Below are 17,560 nucleotides of genomic sequence, written 5' to 3'. Positions count from 1 at the left end.
GGTAGTGATCTCTAACGTCCGCCACATGACGAATGCAGTGCAGGCGTACTCATACGCGGGCCTCTCCGCCCTCTCCGAGGGCCACCTGGGATTGTCGACCTCCGGGGGCCGGACGGCCACCGGCTTTCTCGACCATCCCCGGTTCTTCAGCGGGCTGCTCACCCAGGCCGCGCCCGCCGCGGCGGGGCTGCTGGCCGTCGCCGACGTGGCGCTGGCGCGCTACCACCGGCCGCAGCCCGGCTTCACCCGCGACCCGGTGGTGACCTGCGGCGGCGACCGGCTCCGCTTCGAGTCGTTCTCCGCCTGCGGCGGCGTCTACTCCCGGCTGGACGTGCTGGGCCCCGGCCTCGACGGTGAGGTGTTCGACCGCGGCACCACCAACGTGGACGTGAACAACCCGCTGCGTGAGGCGCTGGCCAGGGTCGGCGGGCGCGACCCGTTGCACCTCGGCGTCGGACCCGACGAGCTCACCGTGACCACGCTCGACGGCGCGGTGGTGGAGAAGAAGGTGCCGTTGCCCAGCCGGTGGCTGCGCGGTTTCGCCGAGGTCCAGGTGATCGCCGCCGGGTTCGACCTGCGCGCCGAGCTGGCGGGGCCGCAGGCCGTACGGTTCCTGCGCGGCCTGCCCAAGCGGGCGGCGGCCGAGGTGTGGGCCATCCCGGCGGGCAAGGAGCTGCGGCTGTCGGAGCGGTCGGCGCCGGGCGGGGTCCACCTGGCCGGGGTCGGGCGGCTGGCGACGTTGATGCCGCTGCTGCGGTTCGTCAAGGTCCTGCGCGTGTACGGCCCGTCCGACGGCTCCGGGTCCAGCGCCTGGGAGGTGGAGCTGCCCGGCATGCGCTACACGCTGGCCCTGTCCCCGCAGACCTGGCGCGGGTTCTCCGGAGAGGGCGCGGTCCTCGACGACCTCTCCGGAGACCAGGTGGCCGACGACGCCGACCTGGTCGGCGTCCTGCTCAACTTCGAGCCCACCCTGGAGCTCGGCCTGCTCGCCGAACGCTCGGGTCTGCCCATCGACCGGGTCCGGGCCGCGCTCACCCAGCTCGGTACGGCCGGCCGGGTCGGATACGACCTCGCCGAGGCCGCCCACTTCCACCGCGAGCTGCCCTACGACCGTGACCATGTCGCCACGCTCAACCCCCGCCTGACCTCCGCCCGGACGCTGGTGGACAGGGGAGCCGTCCGGCCGACCGGCCCCGACTCCGCCGAGGTGACCACGGACGGCGGCGTCCGCGAGGTCGGGCTGCGGGCCGGGTCGTGCACCTGCCCCTGGTGGTACGACCACCGGGGATCGCGCGGTCCCTGCAAGCACGTGCTCGCCGCCCGCATCGCCGCGCGGGAGCTCTCGTCCCCGGAGACCGCCTCGGTCTCGCGGAGCCCGCAGGTTCAGGAGGCCGCTTCGGCTCTGCCGAGCCCGCAGACTCAGGAGACCACTTCGGCTCCGCAGGGTTCGCGGGATCAGGAGATCTCCCGGTGACCCTCTGGGACGAGATCCGCGCTCTCATCGACGCCCGCGACCTCGCCGGGCTGGGGACCCGCCTGGCCGTGCTCGACGACGCCGGGCGGCGGGAGGTCGCCCGCGAACTCCCCGGCCACCTCAAGCTGGTGCGCCGCGCGCGGAACCTCTGGGAGGGGCAAGGCGACTGGGCCGAGCCGATGCGGGTGGCGGGCGCGGGCTCGCTCGGCGGTGCGGCGGCCGTGGCCGCCTGGCTGAACCGGCGTGACCTCGTGCTCTTCCCGTGGGACGCGCCCCGCGACACCGAGGCGCTCATCAAGGTGATCTCCGCGCGGGAGCCGCAGTGGCAGGCCGACCTGGTCGCCAGGCTCGCGCTCCGGATCCGCGACGGGGACTCCCCGGGGGCGCCGCTGGTCATGACCCTGCTCCGCCGTACCGGCGTGACCCCGCCGCAGCACGACCCGCTCGTGCTCGCCTGGCTCGGGGTGACCCCGAGCGCCTCCCGGTCGCGTGCGGATCCGCTGCTCGACGTCCTGCTGCCGAGGATCTTCGAGGCCCAGGGCGTCGGCCGGGCCCTGCTCGACGAGCGGAGCTCCCCGCTCAGCGCGACCTCCTGGCTCGGGGTTCTGGCGGTGCTCAGCTCTGAGGGCAGGGTGTCGCGTGGGATGCTGCTGGACGGCTGCGTCAGCCGCTTCCTGCGCGGAGGAGACGCCCAGGACCTGAGGTTCTTCGCCCGGCTGCACGAGCTGCTCGAACCCTCCCCCGCCGAGGTGGAGTCCCGTGCCCGCGACTATCTGCGGCTGCTGCCGGTCGCGCCCGGTCCGGTGGCCGAGCTGTCGCTCAAGCACCTGCGCCGCCTGGACCACCTCGATCCCGCCGATGTGACCGAGGCCCTGGAGGGCCTGCTGTTCCGGGCGGAGGGCGGGCTGGTGCGCACCGGCCTCACCTGGCTCGACCAGATCGTACGGCAGGCGCCGACCAGAGCCGACGAGCTCGCCCCGGCCCTGGCCACGGCCCTCGGCCACGGAGCGCACGCCGTACAGGAACGGGCCGTCCGTCTCGCGGTCAAGCACGCCCGGCACCTCACCCCGCCGGGCGCGGAGACGCTGCGGGCGGCGCTCGCCACGCTCCCGCCCGACCTGGGCCGGCAACTGGCCGGAGCGGTCGGGGGAGAGGCCGAACCGGAGGAGGAGCCGGAGGCCTTCACCCCGCCGGAGCTCACCGCACCGGAGCCGGCGGGGCCGCTTCCCGCCCTGCCGGCCTCGGTCGCCGAGTTCGAGAACACGGCCTGGTTCTCCACCTGGCAGTCGGTGGAGAGCTGGCTGGCCAGCTTCGCCCGGTTCGCGACCGAGGACCCCGAGGCGTTGCGCGTCGCACTCGGCCGGCGAACCCGCCACGCTCCCACCGTCTACGGGAAGGACAAGTGGTACTCGGTCTCCGACTGGTTCACGGCGATGGCCGCGGAGCTGGTCTCCCCGGGAGCCGAACCCGACGGCGGCGGATCGGAGGTGAAGGAGGCGCGCGAATTCAGGAACGTGCTCTCGATCGCGGGGGAGATCGCGGCCGTGGTGACGAGGGGGTTCCTCAGAGAGTTCGGCAGGGAGGTCCCGGCCGCGGCGACGAGGGGGTTTCTCAGGGAGGTTCCGGCCGCGATGACGAGGGGTTCGGTCAGAGAGGTCGGCGGGGGAGGGCCCGCTCCCCGGAAGGCCACGCCCGACCGGCTGCCCGACGCGAGCCGGGTCTCCGTGCCGCACCGGTTCCTGCTGCGGCGATGCGCCGAGGTGCTCGCCGCGCTCAAGGAGGACAGGCTCCCGTCCACGCTGCTGGCCACCCCGACCCACGACACCGGCCATCTCGACCCGGCCGAGTTCCTGACCCGGCTGGAGGCCGTCGAGGCCGCGGGGGCCGAGCCGATGCCCGCCGACTTCCAGCAGGCGCTGCTCCGGCTGCCGCGGACCGCGGGCCCCGAGATCGTCGCCCGGGCCGCCCGGCTGACCTCGGAGGCCGGCCGTCGTGCGGCGCGCTGGCTGGCGGACGGCCCGGCCGATCCCGCGACACGTGTCCGCTGGAAAAACCATGAGGACCTGCGCACGAACTCCTTCGGCGAGCGCGAATCCGGCGTCTCCCAGGGAAGCATGATCGCGCAGCTGAGGGTCGAGCCCACCGGGCTGGTGTTCGTCGACGAGCTGCTCGGCGAGGCGTCCGACGAGCGCTGGGGAAAGCACGGCGGTCACCTGGACTGGTGGCCCGCCTTCCTGCCCTCGCACCGCGACGCGGTCGCCGCGCACTACGTGCCGCACCTGACCCACTCCTGGGAGCAGCCCGTGGTTCAACCGGCGTACGTGGAGATGCTCGCCGCGGCCGACGGTCCGGCGGGCGATGCCACCGCGCTGCTGCTCGCCTTCTTCCTGGCCCGGCAGCACCCGGACGAGGGCGTACGGCTCCTGCTGCGGATGGCGGCCAGGGGCGACCTGCCCGTGGTCGCGCTCGGAAGGCAGCTCGCCCTGCTCACCACCCGGACGGGGGCGAAGCTGCCCCACGCGACGGCCGGGTTGGAGCAGGCCGCGCGGCAGGGCGCGCACTGGGAGGTCTGGGCGGTGATCCGCGCGGCGCTGCCGCACCTGCTGCCGAAGGCGGGGGAGAGACCGGCCACCGGCGTGACCGACCTCGTCACCCTGGGCGTGACGGTCGCACAGTGGGCCGGGGCGCGCGGAGAGATTCCCGAGGTCACGGCGGTCGCCGGGCGGAAGAGCTCCAGCCGGTTCACCCGTGAGTGCCGCCGCCTGCGCGACCTCCTCGTCCGGCCCTGACCTCTCAGGGCCAGAGCATCTCCTTCGACCAGGTGTCGCCGGTGCGCGAGTAGCGCAGCCGGGTGTGCCGCCGCTCGGCGTTCCCCTGCCAGAACTCGACCTGCTCGGCGCGCACGCCGTACAGGGTCCAGTGCGAGGCGACGAGATCGGGGTCGTCCTCGACCCTCGCGTACGCCTCGGCCAGGGCCGCGTCGAGCTCGGCGGGGTCGGCCAGCACCTGGCTCTGCCGTCCGATCAGCGCCTCCGCGCGCGAGCCCGGCGGTCGGGCCAGGAAGTCACGGGCGCCGTCGTCCGAGCTCAGGGGCCGTACGGCTCCGCGGATCCGGACCTGGCGGCCGACCGCGGGCCAGAAGAACGTCAGCGCCGCGTGCGGGTGCGCGGCGAGCTGACGGCCCTTGGGACTGCCGGAACCGGTGGCGAACTGCCAGTCGTGGCCGGTCAGGTTCTTGAGGATGAGCACGCGCGCGGTGGGGTTCCCGTCGTCCACGGTGGAGAGCGTCATCGCGTGCGGCGCGGGCACCCCCGCGGAGATCGCCTCCTCCAGCCACTCGGCGAACAGCTCACCCGGATCGCCGGGCGTCGCGGACGTGTCGAAGGCGGGCATGGAATCGGGAAACACCGGCAGCCCGCGGAGAAGCTGCCGGAGATCGTCGACAGGCATGGCACCTCTGATGCTCTTGATCCAATGAGACATGAAGACTGTAGTGAACCCGGCCCGCCCGCCGTCGGACCGGGGACCGTTCATCGGGGACGTAGGCGGGTCTGCGGACGTGACAGCGACTCTCAGCGGGCGGCGTTTTCCCGGTGACCGTCGGTGTGGCGGCGCGTGTCTTCGACATCGCCGGAGGGATCCGCGGAAGCGGTGGCGGTTTCCCTCAGGGCGGTGAGGAGGGCGAGTGGCGTCGCGGCGGCCCAGGCCTGGGGGGAGGAGGAGTGCGGATAGGGCACCGGGGCCGGGTGGTCGTCGCGCCCGTATCCGGCCATGACCTCCGGCAGTCGCCAGTCGTGGAGGGCCGCCGCCCGGATCAGGCCTCGGGCGACCGTGCCGGCCTGCTCGACGAGCCCGCAGCGTGCCAGGCCGAGCACGATGACGGCGTTGTCGTGCGGCCAGATGCTGCCCCGGTGGTAGGAGAGCGGGTGGTAGGGGGCCTGGCCCGCGGCGAGCGTGCGAATGCCGAAGCCGGAGAAGAAGTCCGGCCGCAGAAGCCGGTGGCCCACCGCCAGCTCCTCCTCCGGGCCCAGGATGCCGGACCACAGCAGGTGCCCGGCATCGGAGGCGAGCGTGTCGACCTGCCGGTCCCGGCCGTCCAGGGCGAGCGCGGGGAAGGCGTGTGCGGGCATCCAGAAGTCGCGGCGGAAGCGGGCCCGAAGGTCGGCGGCGGCTTCGTCCAGGCGGTCGGCCTCACGCGGGTCCTCCCACACCGTGCGGGCGAGCCGCGCCGTGCGGACCAGAGCGTCGTAGGCGTACCCCTGCACTTCGGAGACCGCCAGGGCGCCCTCGGCCTGGCGCCCGTCGGAGAAGCAGACGGCGCCGGGCGAGTCCTTCCAGTTCTGGTTGGCCAGGCCGCCGCGTGCCGCGTCGGAGGTGTAGCGAAGGTATCCGTTCTCGCCGAGGCCGCCGTCGCGGAACATCCACTCCACCGCCGCGCGTGCCTGCGGTTCGAGGCGCCGGGCCAGAGCCGGGTCGCCGGTGACCGCGGCGTGGGCCTCCAGCAGCACCAGGAAGAGCGGGGTGGCGTCAACGCTTCCGTAGTAGCGGCCGTAGGGGACCTGCCCGAAGTGCGCGAGCTCGCCGTACCGTACCTCGTGCACGATCCTCCCCGGCTGCTCCAGGCGCGCCGGGTCGTTCCGCGTCCCCTGGGTGGCGGCCAGGGCGAGCAGAGTGTCGGCGGCCTGCCCGGGCCGGTACGGCAGGGCGAAGAGCGAGGTCAGCAGGGAGTCGCGACCGAAAAGGCTGAGGAACCAGGGGATTCCGGCCGCGGGCACCCGCAGCGCCTCACCGTCGGGTCCCGCGAAGGGGATGCGCAGCTTCGCCAGGTCGGCCAGGCCCTGCTCGCAGGCTCGGGCCAGTTCCTCCCAGGAGGTGAGGTCACGCGGGCGGGGCCGTGCGTGAACGAATCCACCGGTGTCGGCCTCCTGCCGGTTCCGCACGGTGGCGGGGGTACCGGGCAGGGGTGGTTCCGGCGCATCGTGAGGAACGGCCCGGGCGGTGAGCGCGAGATCGGCCGTGCCGTGGGCCGGCAGCGCCAACCGCCAGACCAGGACGCGGGCGGTGCCGCCCTCGTCCGCCGGGCGGGTGCGGTGCGGCGGGGGTGAGGCGGTGACGGCGGTGCGCGAGGACCAGGTTTCGCCACGCCGGTAGTGGAAGGCGACCCCGTCCGGCGTGTTGTGCGCCGTGTGGTGCGCGCCGGGTTTCTCGTACGTGCGGTGGTCGGCGCGGAGCTCGAACTGGTCCGCGAAGTCGGCGTCGACCTGGAGTTCGACCTCCACGACGGTGGGTTCGCCTCGGTTGCTCACCAGCCGGATGTGCTCGGTGAGGGCGCCCGGGGCCACCGCCTGCTCCCGGAAGAGGGTGTAGGCGGGGGGATGGTCACGGGTGCCGGCCGGGGTGAGCACGCAGCCGTCCTCCGAGGAGGTCAGGAGGGTCGGGGCCGCACCGTCCGCGGTTAGCAGCCATCGGCTCAGGTGCCGGGCGTCGCGGATGAACAGTCCGTCCGTCGAGGTGCCCCGGGTGCCGTGGATGTCCCCGTGGGAGGTCATGGCGGCGAAGGTGCCGCTGTTGACCAGCAGGCGGTCGGCGGTCATCGGGCGGAGTCCTCTTCGTCGCATGCGTGGAGCAGGTCCAGTGCCAGAGCGGCGGTCCAGCTGAAGCGCCGGATGCCGCGTCCCTCTCCCGTGTACGGCTCCAGGTACTCGGCGAACTCCGAGTGGTACGCCGCGGTCAGGAACTGTGCGCGCAGCCGGCCGGCGGCTCCGGCTTCGCCGTGCCGCACGAGGCCGTGGTGGATCAGCCAGGCCGTGTTGAACCAGCTGGGCCCGCGCCAGTAGCGGTTGGCGTCGAACTCCTTCGCCGTCAGGTCGTAGCTGGGCACGAGATGCACCTGTCCCAGGCGGAAACGGGGGCCGTGGGCGGTTCCTGCCAGGGCCGACGCGATGTCCTGCGGCAGGCCGGGGATGATCAGGGGGACGAGCCCGGACACGCTGTGCCCGGCGATGGGTTCGCCGGTCACCAGGTCACGGGCGAGGAAGATGCCTCCGGCCGGGTCCCACAACCGGTCGATCAGGGCGGCGGTCGTCGCCTCGGCCCGCCGCAGGTGCGCCCCCGCGTCCGCGCCGACCGTTCGGGCGATCGCGGCGAGCGCGTGTTCGGACGCGATGAGCAGCGCGTTGAAGGAGGGGTCCTCGATGGCGAAGGCGTGCGGGGTGCGCGCGTCGTCGTAGGCGTGGTCGCGGTAGGTCGTGGCCAGGCGCACGTACCGCGCGTAGTCCAGGTCGGTGGGCCGGTCCGCGGCGGAGCTGTGGTCGAGGTCGGCCCGGCGGAAGGACCGCCGCGGTGCGGGTTCCACCCGGGCCAGGGCCTCGTCCCAGCACGGGCTGTTGTCCAGCCCCGGCTCCCAGGGGTGTACCACCGCGGCCAGTGAGCCGCCGGCCAGGTCCCTGGAGGTGGACAGGTAACGGTGCCAGGCGGCGAGCCGGGGGTACACGCGTGGCAGGAAGCCGCGGCGGCGCGACTCGGCGGGATCCGCGAGGTGCACCTGCCAGGCTGCCAGGGCGTGGACAGGCGGCTGGACGATCCCGGAGGTCTGGGTGGTGGAGGGCGCCCCGGCGTTCCGGCCGGCGGTGGAGGAGCGCCAGAAGTCGGGGCTGGGGAAATAGGCGCCGAGCGGTACGGACGGGTTGAAGGCGATGTGCGGGATCCGGCCGTCCCCCCACTGCGCGCCCAGCAGCGTCTCCAGTTCGCGCTGGGCCCGGCGCGGGGCGATGTGGCGCAACCCGATGGCGATGAAGGCCGAGTCCCAGCTCCACTGGTGCGGGTACAGGGCACGCGAGGGAACGGTCGCCGCCCCGGTCCAGTTGTCGAAGAGGACATGGGTGGCGGCTTGGCGCAGGTGTGCCCGGCGGCCGGCGTCAGGGGTTGGCACGGCCGCTTCGGGGACCGTGATCATCCGGCGGCTCGGTGAAGGAGGGACGGGATCGAGCGCACGGCCTGGGCCGGGTCCCCGGAGAGCCGGCACTCGACGGCCAGGTAGCCGTCGTAGCCGATGGCGTTCAGCGCGCCCAGCCAGGCGGGCCAGTCGAGGTGGCCGGCTCCGGGCTGGAAGCGGTTGGAGTCGCTGACCTGGGCGTGGCCGATCAGGGGCGCGGCGGCGAGGATGGCGGCCCCGGGGTCGGCCTCCTCGATGTTCATGTGGTAGCTGTCGATGCCGATGCGGACCGAGTCCAGGCCGACGGCGCGGATCAGGTCGGCGGCCTGCTCCAGCCGGTTGACCATGTGATCCTCGTAGCGGTTGAGTGGCTCGAGGAAAAGCGCGACACCCTCGGAGCGGGCGTGTTCGCCCAGCTCGGTGAGTCCTTCCAGCAGCACCTCGCGATCCTGCTCCTCGCCGCGCGGCGGCTCGAACGGTGGCAGCCGGCGCGAGAACATGCCGTAGGAGGCGGGGGTCTGGGCGCCGAGTCCGCCGAGCTCGCCGATGACGGACAGCTGGGACTTCATCTGCTCGACGGCGTCGCGGCGCAGGTCGTCGTCGAAGGCGCCGAAGAAGTGCAGCATGTCCACGCACACCGTCGGCATGACGACGCCATCGGCGAGGGCTTTGCGCAGTTCGGGCAGCCGGTCGCGGAAATGGAAGTCGCCCTTGGCGCGCAGTTCGATGGCGTCGTAGCCGGCGCTCTGTGCGAACTCCCACTTCTCCTGGAGGGTCTCGCCGGGAAGCAGCTGCTCTTGGCAGGCGGTCTTGAACATGGTCGTCAGCCCTCTCAGAATTCCAGCACGACCTGGAGGGCGTCAGCGGGACGCTCATCCAGAAGGACGTAGGCCTCGGCCGCGTCGGCGATTGGTACGACATGGCTCACCAGGGATTTCACGTCGACGAGGCCGTCGGCGACGAGCCGCAGGAAGGTCTGCTGGAGTCGGTCCACGCTCCAGCGCCCGGCGAGCTGCGGCGGGACCCCGCCGATCTGGGAGCTGACGAGCTGCACGCGGTTGTGATGGAACTCGTCGCCGAGCCGCAGGCCCACACCGTCGCCCTGGTAGAAGCTCGAGGCGACGATCCGGCCGCCCACGGCCACCGAGCGCAGGGCTTCGTGCAGGGCAGGGTAGGCGCCGCTGATCTCGACGGCGACGTCGGCGCCGCGCCCGTCGGTGGCCTCGCGGATCCGCTCCGCGACGGCGTCGGTGCGCGCGTTCAGGGTACGGACGGCGCCGTACTCCACCGCTCTGGCGAGCCGGGAGTCGAGTGCGTCGACGGCGGTGACGCGGGCGCCGCTCAGTTGTGCCAGCCGGGTGGTGAGCAGGCCGATCACGCCCTGGCCGAAGACGGCGACGTCCTCGCCGAGGTGGATGTCGCCGGCGAGTACGGCGTTGTACGCGATGGCCCCGACCCGGGCGAAGGAGCCGGCGAGCGGGGCCAGCCCTTCGGGAAGCCGGTGGCCGATCATTCTCTCGGCGGGGACGATGCCCTCGCTGCGGTGCCCCCAGATGCCCCACACCAGTTCCCCGGGCTTGGGCATCCCGGGGGTGCCCGCGAGTTCCGGGGAGACCTCGCGGACCTCACCGACCTCGGAGTATCCCCAGCCCACCACCGGGTACGAGATGCCGGGCCCGCCGTCACGGAAGAGCCGCGCCTCGGGGTCCCAGGTGCGGGTCAGGTAGGGGTTGGTCCCCCGGTAGGCGGTGAGTTCGGTGCCCGCGGAGATGCCGGAGTACCGGGTCCGGACGCGTAGGTGACCGGGTGGCAGAGGGGCGGATTCGCCGGTGGCGACCTCCACCTGGCGGGGGCCGGTGAACTGGACGACGCGTTCCACAGGAGGACTCCGGAAGATTGTTTATGGCGGACTGTTAAGCAAATCGGCCTGGTTTATGTCTAATGCATCCTAGGCTTAGGTCTTGCCATTACGCAAAAGTGGTGTTCTGATGCAACACGTACGTAACACAAGGCGGCAGTGAGGACGGTTCATACGCATGTGGTCCCGAAGGTCGAGGGCGCTGGCGGCCGGCTTGGCCGCCACGCTGGGGGTCGGGCTGATGTCCGGCTGCGCCGCGCAGGGGAAGAGCAGCCCGGACAACAAGATCACGGTCTGGAGTCTGGAGAATCTCACTCCGCGCATGGAGGCGACCAAGAAGATCGTCACGGCCTTCGAGAAGGAGACCGGTGTCCAGGTGAAGCTGGTCGGGGTCGACGAAGGCCAGCTGCCGCAGCTGATGATGTCCGCGGCCGCCGCCGGGACCCTCCCCGACGTCATCGGTGGTGTCCCGCTCGCCCCGGCCTGGCAGATGTACACCAACGGGCTGCTCGACACCGCGGCCACGGGCAAGGTCGTCGACAACCTCGGCATCGGCACCTTCAACGGCAACGCCCTGGGGCTGACCAGCGACGGGACCATCCATCTCGGCGTTCCCAGCGACGCCTGGATGCAGATCCTCGTCTACCGCAAGGACCTGTTCGCCGATGCGGGACTCGCCGCCCCCGACTCCTACGCCGCCATGCTCCAGGCCGCCAAGTCCCTCAACCGCGGCGGCATCAGCGGCATGTCACTCGCCACCGACCCGAGTGACGTCTTCACCCAGCAGAGCTTCGAGGACCTGGCGCTCGCCAACGACTGCCGGCTTGTCGGTTCCGACGGCAAGGTCGCCCTCGACAGCCCCCAGTGCCGGCAGGCCTTCACCACCTACGATCAACTCGCAGCCGACTACGGGGCCGCCGGCACCCAGAGCGTGGACTCGACCCGCGCCACCTACTTCGCCGGCCGCTCCTCGATGATCGTCTGGTCCACCTTCCTGCTGGACGAGCTGGCGGGCCTGCGCGCCGATGCCCTGCCCAGCTGTGCGCAGTGCGCCAAGAACCCGCAGTATCTCTCGGACAACAGCGGGATCGTCACGGCCCTGAAGGGTCCGGGCGCCGCCAAGCCCGCACAGTTCGGGGAGATCGCCTCCTGGATGATCACCCGGGCCGCCGAGACCGGGGCCTCGGAGAAGTTCGTCGAATACATGATGAGCACCGGGTACGAGGGTTGGTTCGGCATGGCCGCCGAGGGCAAGATCCCGGTCCGCAACGGCACGGCCACCGACCCCGACAAGTACCGCGAGGCCTGGCGCGCCAGCGACATCGGCGTCGATACGAAGAAGCCCCTGCAGTCCGTCTACTCCGCCACACTGCTCGACGAACTCGCCGCCGGCGTCAGCAACATGCAGCGCTGGGGCATCACCGAGGGTCAGGGCGCGCTGGTCGGCGCGACGATCGGCGAACTGCCCATCCCAAAGGCGGTCGGCGCCATGACCGCCGGTCAGAGCTCCCCCGAGCAGGCCGCCAGGGAAGCCGCCGAGGAAGTCACGGCTCTGCAGAAGTCCCTCCAGTGAGCCGCCCCCGGCCCTGTCTCCCTAGGAACCCACGATGAGCACCGTACAAGGCGCCGAGCAGCGCCAATCCCCCGCGCCCAGCCCGGGGCGCAAGGCCCGCCAGGGCCGAACCCCCACCCTGGCCCAGCGCGAGAACCGAACCGGGCTGGCCTTCGTGTCTCCCACCGCGCTCGTGGTCCTGGTCGTCGTCATCCTGCCCATCGCCTGGACCGTGCTGCTCGCCTTCCAGCACGCGCGGCTGGTCGACATCCAGAGCATGAGCTTCCTGTCCAACTGGACCTGGGAGAACTTCACCGAGGTCTTCACCTCACCCGGCTTCTGGACCTCGCTGTGGACCACCCTGGTCTACACCGCGGGTAGCACCGTCGGCTCGATCGCCCTCGGGCTGGTCGCCGCCCTCGCCCTGCGCCGCCCCTTCCGCGGACGGGCCCTGCTGCGCGGCTCGATGCTGCTGCCCTACGTCGCGCCCGTGGTGGCCGTCACGTTCGTCTGGGAGATCGCCCTAAGCCCGCAGTTCGGCATCGTCAACGAGTGGGGCGGCAAGCTGCTCGGCTGGGACAAGCCGATCGCCTTCCTGTCGACCCGCTCCCAGGAGATCTCCCTCCTCGGCTGGCACGTGCATCTGCCGCTCGCCCTGCTCACCGTCATCGCCTTCGAGATCTGGCGCTACTTCCCGTTCGCCTTCCTCTTCCTGCTCGCCCGGCTCCAGGCCGTCCCCGCCGGGCTGGAGGAGGCCGCCACGGTGGACGGCGCCACGCACACCCAGCGCTTCCGCCACATCGTGCTGCCCCAGCTGATGCCGGTGATCGCGCTGCTGTCGGTGCTCCGGTTCATCATGACGTTCAACAAGTTCGACGACGTCTATCTCCTCACCGGCGGCGGCTCCGGCACCGACGTCGTCGCCGTGCGGGTCTACGACTTCCTCACCGCCCGCTACGACGTGGGCGCGGCAGCCGCACAGGCACTGGTCCTCGCGCTCATCCTCGCCGTGCTGCTCGGCGTCTACTTCAAGTTCTTCGCCAAGAGGGTCCAGGAGGAGGCGTCATGAGCCGCGCACAGGTCGAGAAGAGGATTTTCGGCGTCCTGCAGTGGGTCGTGATCGCCTTTCTCGCGGTCATCACCCTCTTCCCCTTCTACTACATGCTGCTGCTGTCGGTGAAGCCCATCGACCAGCTGCTGCTCGACCCGGGCCGGCTGTGGGTGGGCTTCTCCGAGCTCACGTTCAGCACGTACCAGAACGTCCTCCAGTCGGTCGACGACGGCGGCCAGGGATTCCTGGGGATGCTCGGCAACTCCGCGCTCGTCGCCCTCGCCACCGTGGCGATGACCCTGCTGGCGTCCGTGCCCGGCGCCTACGCCGTCAGCCGGTTGAGGTTCTTCGGCGGACGTCAGGTCAGCGCGGTGTTCCTCGCCGTCTACCTCTTTCCCGCCACCCTCCTGGCGATCCCGCTGTTCGTGATGTTCGCGCGGATAGGTCTGCAGGGCAGCCTGGTCGGGCTCGCCGTCGTCTACATCGCACAGACCGTGCCCGTCTCCATCTACATGCTGAAGAACTACTTCATCACCATCCCCAGAAGCATCGAGGAGGCAGCGGCGCTGGACGGTTGCTCACGGCTGCAGACCCTGCGCCGGGTCGTGCTGCCGCTGGCCGCGCCCTCGCTCATGGCGACCGGCCTGTACGTCTTCATGATCGCTTGGAACGAGTTCCTCTTCGCCCTGCTCTTCCTCGCCGCCGAGCCCGGTAAGTGGACTGTTTCGCTGGGTCTCCAGCAACTGGCCAACGGCATTGAGGTTCCCAAGACCATTCTCATGGCCGGATCAGTCGTCCTCACGATCCCCGTGGTACTTCTTTTCTACGCCGCTGAACGGCTCCTTACCGAGGGCCTCACCAGCGGCGCGGACAAAAGCTGAGACGAGGAGCGACACACCGGATGGCAACGCCCTGGAACACCGCAGGCCACCTCCTGGAACTGATCCGCACCGGGCAGGCGGGCACCCGGGGCGAGCTCCAGCGCGTCACCGGACTCTCCCGGTCGACCGTCGGCCAGCGGCTGGACCAGCTCTTCTCCGCCGGCTGGCTGCGCGAGGTCCCCGGCAACCAGCCGACCGGAGGACGCCCCTCCACCCGGTTGGAGTTCGAGACCCGGCATGCCGTGGTCCTCGCCGCAGACCTGGACACCACGTACGCCCGCGCCGCCGTCCTGGACCTGGCCGGCGGCATCCTCGCCGAGCACTCCGGGGACCTGCTGATCGAGGACGGCCCCGAGCTCGTCCTCGACCGGCTCGGCCTCTGGTTCGCCGACCTGCTGACCGCGTCCGGGACCGCCCCGGCCGCGGTCTGCGGGGTGGGCCTGTCGCTCCCCGGGCCCGTCGACTGGTCGTCGGGAAGGGTCGTGCGACCGCCGATCATGCCCGGCTGGGACGGATACCCGGTTCCCGAACGGATGCAGCGGTCTCTCGGCCGGCACGCCGGCACCGGCCCCGCCGTCCCGGTCCTGGTCGACAACGACGCCAACCTGATGGGGCTGGGCGAGCAGCGCGACTCGTTCGCCGACTGTTCCGCGTTCGTGCTGGTCAAGGTCTCCACCGGCATCGGAGCCGGGGTTGTCATCGACGGCAGGGTCTTCCGCGGCATTGACGGCGGCGCCGGGGACCTCGGCCATATCCGCCTCAGCGACCAGCCTGACGTCCGCTGCATGTGCGGCTCCTACGGCTGCCTGGCCGCCATCGCCAGCGGCCGGGCACTGGCCGGGCAGCTGGCCGCCCTCGGGGTGCCCGCCACGTCCGGCGCGGACGTTCGCGCCTACCTCGACGCGGACCACCCCGACGCGGTGCGCCTGGCCCGCGAGGCCGGTCGGCGCTGCGGGGAGGTGCTCGTCACCGTCGTCACCCTGCTCAACCCCGGCGTCCTGATGATCGCCGGAGATCTGGCCGAGACCCACTTCGTCACCGGGGTGCGCGAACTGCTGTACCAGCGCGCCCTGCCCCGGGCCACGCGCAACCTGCAGGTCGTCACCTCGCAGCTCGGCAACCGCGCCGCGCTCGCCGGGGCCACCGCGATGGTGGTCGAGCACCTGTACGCGCCCGAGCAGGCCGACGCCCGCCTGGCGGCGGCCCGCCCACCGCTCCTACCCGCTGGAGAGAGTCTGTGAGTACCACCACGCCCGTCGAGGTCGGCCTGATCGGCGCCGGCCCGTGGGCCCGTACCATGCACGCCCGGATGCTGGCCGCAGGCCCGGAGACACGGCTCGCCGCTGTCTGGGCGCGCCGTGCCTCCGCGGCCCGGGAGGTTGCCGAGCCGTACGGGACGGTTGTCGCCGGCACGCTGGAAGAGCTGTTCGACCGGTGTGAGGCCGTCGCATTCGCCGTGCCCCCGGCGGTCCAGGCGGAGCTCGCCGTGCGTGCGGCCAAGGCGGGCAAGGCACTGCTGCTGGAGAAGCCGCTGGGGCCCGACCTCGCGTCGGCGCGTGCGGTAGCGGACGCCGTCGCCGACGCCGGTGTCGTCTCGCAGATGGTGCTGACCAAGCGTTACCACCCCTCCACGCGAGACTTCCTGCGCCGGGCGGCACAGCTGGAGATAACCGGTGCCCGTTCGTGTTACCTGCACGGTGCCTTCCTCGGAGGGGAGTTCGCCACCGGCTGGCGGTTGGAGCAGGGAGCGCTGCTCGACCTCGGCCCGCACCTGCTGGACCTCCTGGACGCCGCGATCGGTCCCATCACCGGCATCCGGGGGACAGGTGATCCCCGCCGCTGGGTGGAGCTGACCTGCGAGCACGAGAACGGCGCCGTCAGCCAGGCGTCCCTCTCGGGCAGCGTCCTGCTGCCCCGGGCACGCACCCGGATCGAGCTGCTCGGCCCGGCCGGGGAACTGGTTTTCGACACCTCCGATATCGACCATGAGGAATGCTGGCCCATCCTGCGCGCCGAATTCGCCGCCGCCGTGCGGTCGGGCCGCTCGGGCGAGCTGAACGCGGCCCGGGGCCTGCGCCTGCAGGAGCTGCTCGACGCCGCCACACCGCGCTGACCCCGGGTGCGACCCAAGTTGGGCTGTCCGGTTGTCGGCTGCCCCGCTCGTTCGGTGAGCGTGGCGATCCGGCGCTGAGTGCCTTCACCGAGGCCATGCCCACGCACATCGGGCACTCCGGTCAATCGCGACGAGTGCCGCCGCGCGATGCGCACCCTGGTCGCCGCCCAGATCTTCTTGGCATGTCGCCACCGTCAGCGAACGGACTCGCCCGACCATCACGGGAAAATTGGACTTGACAGTCCATTTTTCGATGGGCACGCTGACTGGACCGCACGGCTGAGAAAGCGAGTGAGCCCCAGGTCATCGGCAACAACACCCTGGTCCACGCGTTCGTGGAGGCGTTCACCGTATGCAAGCCTCGGCCGTTCGGGGGAGCCGGGAAAGGCCGGCCTCCGCGAGTCCTTCCGAACGGGGTAATGCTTTATGTCTCTCGATCAATACTATTTGCTCGGCCGTTCCGGGCTGCGCGTCAGCCGGCTGGCACTGGGCACGATGAACTTCGGCACCGGCGGTTTCCACGCCGCGTACGGCAAGACCGAGGAGGAAGCCCGGCCCATTTTCGGCCGATACCTCGAAGCGGGCGGAAACTTCATCGACACCGCGGATTTCTACACCGCCGGTGAGAGCGAGACCATCCTCGGCAATCTCATCGCGGAGGCCAAGGTGCGCGACAGGGTGGTGCTCACCACCAAGTTCACCAACAGCGTCGACCCCGGAGATCCGAACGCGGGGGGCAACGGCCGCAAACACATGATCAGAGCGGTCGAGGCATCGCTGCGCCGCCTGCGCACCGACTACATCGACCTGTTCATGCTGCACACCTGGGACCGCATCACGCCCGTCGAGGAGGTCATGCGGACCTTCGACGACCTCACCAGGGCCGGAAAGATCCGCTACGCGGGCCTGTCCGACGTGCCCAGCTGGTACGCGGCCCGGGCCCAGACCTACGCCGAGGCCCACTCCCTCGTGCCCGTGGTCAGCCTGCAGCTGCCCTACTCCCTGATCGAGCGGACGATCGAGCTGGAGCACGTCGCGATGGGGCAGAGCCTGGGACTCGGTATCACCGCGTGGAGTCCGCTCGGCGGCGGCTTCCTCACCGGCAAGTACCGGCATGCCGACCAGGGCCTGGCGGGGGAGGGGCGGCTCGGCGGCGGAGGCATGCCCGGGCTCTCGTGGACGGACGAGGATTGGCGGCTCCTGGCGGCACTCGAGAGTGTCGCCGGCGAGCTCGGTGTGACGATGGCTCAGGTCGCGGTCAACTGGGTCGCCACCCAGCCCGGGGTCGCCTCGGCGATCATGGGGGCGAGCGGCACGGACCAGCTTGACGCCAACCTGGCCGCACTCGATTTCCAGCTGCCGGCGGAGCTGCGCGCCAAGCTCGACGAGGCAAGTGCCGTGCCGCCTCAGGGGGTCTACAGAATGTTCACGCCGGACTATCAGAGCTGGTTGATCAGCGCCGGCGTCAAGGTGGGGGACAAGCCGGCCGGGTACGCCCCGGCCGTGCGGAACTGGACACTCTAAAGGCTCGGGCGCGGGACCACGGCGGGTGACCGGCACCGCCGACCTGCCGCCGGGAAACTCGCGCGCGGGCGCGGGACCACACCGATCTGCCGTCGGGAAGGCGCGCGGGCGCGGGACCACGAGGGTCCCGCGCCTGTCTGTGCTCGGCGGACGTCAGCCGCGTCAGCCGAAGG

General features: G+C 71.5%; 13 protein-coding genes. 8 read left to right on the top strand and 5 right to left on the bottom strand.

The window, feature by feature from the left end:
• The first annotated feature begins 25 nt into the window (after positions 1 to 25).
• Together CHC08_RS09670 and CHC08_RS09665 are read left to right on the top strand one after the other, a co-directional pair.
• Positions 26 to 1,474 (top strand): SWIM zinc finger family protein, encoded by a 1,449-nt coding sequence (locus tag CHC08_RS09670; RefSeq protein WP_245878229.1) that lies wholly within the window; start codon positions 26 to 28, stop codon positions 1,472 to 1,474.
• A complete protein-coding gene (locus CHC08_RS09665; protein ID WP_089206863.1) occupies positions 1,471 to 4,263 on the top strand; it encodes a DUF7824 domain-containing protein in 2,793 nt (930 codons plus the stop codon). The genes CHC08_RS09670 and CHC08_RS09665 overlap by 4 nt, the downstream gene beginning before the upstream one ends.
• Positions 4,264 to 4,267: 4 nt before the next feature.
• On the opposite strand, the gene CHC08_RS09660 is transcribed toward CHC08_RS09665, so the two are convergent.
• The 5 genes from CHC08_RS09660 to CHC08_RS09640 form a co-directional block, all read right to left on the bottom strand.
• Positions 4,268 to 4,924, bottom strand: a complete 657-nt coding sequence (locus CHC08_RS09660) for a pyridoxine/pyridoxamine 5'-phosphate oxidase (protein WP_089206862.1) — start codon at positions 4,922 to 4,924, stop codon at positions 4,268 to 4,270.
• Between the two features lie 122 nt (positions 4,925 to 5,046).
• The gene (locus tag CHC08_RS52365) at positions 5,047 to 7,068 is read right to left on the bottom strand and encodes an amylo-alpha-1,6-glucosidase (RefSeq protein WP_089206861.1); all 2,022 of its coding nucleotides are present in this window, start codon (positions 7,066 to 7,068) and stop codon (positions 5,047 to 5,049) included.
• The gene (locus CHC08_RS09650; protein WP_218825214.1) at positions 7,065 to 8,405 is read right to left on the bottom strand and encodes an MGH1-like glycoside hydrolase domain-containing protein; all 1,341 of its coding nucleotides are present in this window, start codon (positions 8,403 to 8,405) and stop codon (positions 7,065 to 7,067) included. The genes CHC08_RS52365 and CHC08_RS09650 overlap by 4 nt, the downstream gene beginning before the upstream one ends.
• A gap of 20 nt (positions 8,406 to 8,425) precedes the next feature.
• Positions 8,426 to 9,226 (bottom strand): sugar phosphate isomerase/epimerase family protein, encoded by an 801-nt coding sequence (locus CHC08_RS09645; RefSeq protein WP_089206859.1) that lies wholly within the window; start codon positions 9,224 to 9,226, stop codon positions 8,426 to 8,428.
• A gap of 14 nt (positions 9,227 to 9,240) precedes the next feature.
• On the bottom strand, positions 9,241 to 10,287 hold the full coding sequence (locus CHC08_RS09640; RefSeq protein WP_089206858.1) for a zinc-dependent alcohol dehydrogenase: 1,047 nt from the start codon (positions 10,285 to 10,287) through the stop codon (positions 9,241 to 9,243).
• A 157-nt stretch (positions 10,288 to 10,444) separates the two neighbouring features.
• Between CHC08_RS09640 and CHC08_RS09635 the strand changes: the two genes are divergently transcribed.
• The 6 genes from CHC08_RS09635 (at position 10,445) to CHC08_RS09610 (ending at position 17,387) form a co-directional block, all read left to right on the top strand.
• Positions 10,445 to 11,839: an ABC transporter substrate-binding protein gene (locus CHC08_RS09635; RefSeq protein WP_218825213.1), complete on the top strand. Its 1,395-nt coding sequence runs from the start codon at positions 10,445 to 10,447 to the stop codon at positions 11,837 to 11,839.
• A gap of 34 nt (positions 11,840 to 11,873) precedes the next feature.
• Positions 11,874 to 12,887 carry a carbohydrate ABC transporter permease gene (locus tag CHC08_RS09630; protein ID WP_089206857.1) on the top strand — a complete coding sequence of 338 codons (1,014 nt, stop codon included), beginning with the start codon at positions 11,874 to 11,876 and terminating at the stop codon, positions 12,885 to 12,887.
• Entirely contained in the window at positions 12,884 to 13,750 is an 867-nt protein-coding gene (locus CHC08_RS09625; RefSeq protein WP_089206856.1) for a carbohydrate ABC transporter permease, read from the top strand. The genes CHC08_RS09630 and CHC08_RS09625 overlap by 4 nt, the downstream gene beginning before the upstream one ends.
• A 20-nt stretch (positions 13,751 to 13,770) precedes the next feature.
• A complete protein-coding gene (locus tag CHC08_RS09620; RefSeq protein WP_089206855.1) occupies positions 13,771 to 14,991 on the top strand; it encodes an ROK family transcriptional regulator in 1,221 nt (406 codons plus the stop codon).
• The gene (locus CHC08_RS09615) at positions 14,988 to 15,863 is read left to right on the top strand and encodes a Gfo/Idh/MocA family protein (RefSeq protein ID WP_089206854.1); all 876 of its coding nucleotides are present in this window, start codon (positions 14,988 to 14,990) and stop codon (positions 15,861 to 15,863) included. Before CHC08_RS09620 ends, CHC08_RS09615 begins: the two co-directional genes overlap by 4 nt.
• A 426-nt stretch (positions 15,864 to 16,289) precedes the next feature.
• Positions 16,290 to 17,387 (top strand): aldo/keto reductase, encoded by a 1,098-nt coding sequence (locus tag CHC08_RS09610; RefSeq protein ID WP_089206853.1) that lies wholly within the window; start codon positions 16,290 to 16,292, stop codon positions 17,385 to 17,387.
• The last annotated feature ends 173 nt before the right edge of the window (positions 17,388 to 17,560 follow it).

It is taken from the genome of Streptosporangium subroseum (assembly GCF_900188345.1).
Lineage (GTDB): Bacteria > Actinomycetota > Actinomycetes > Streptosporangiales > Streptosporangiaceae > Streptosporangium > Streptosporangium subroseum.
Note: the sequence above shows the minus strand (reverse complement) of the source record. Positions and strands in the feature narration are given on the sequence as shown.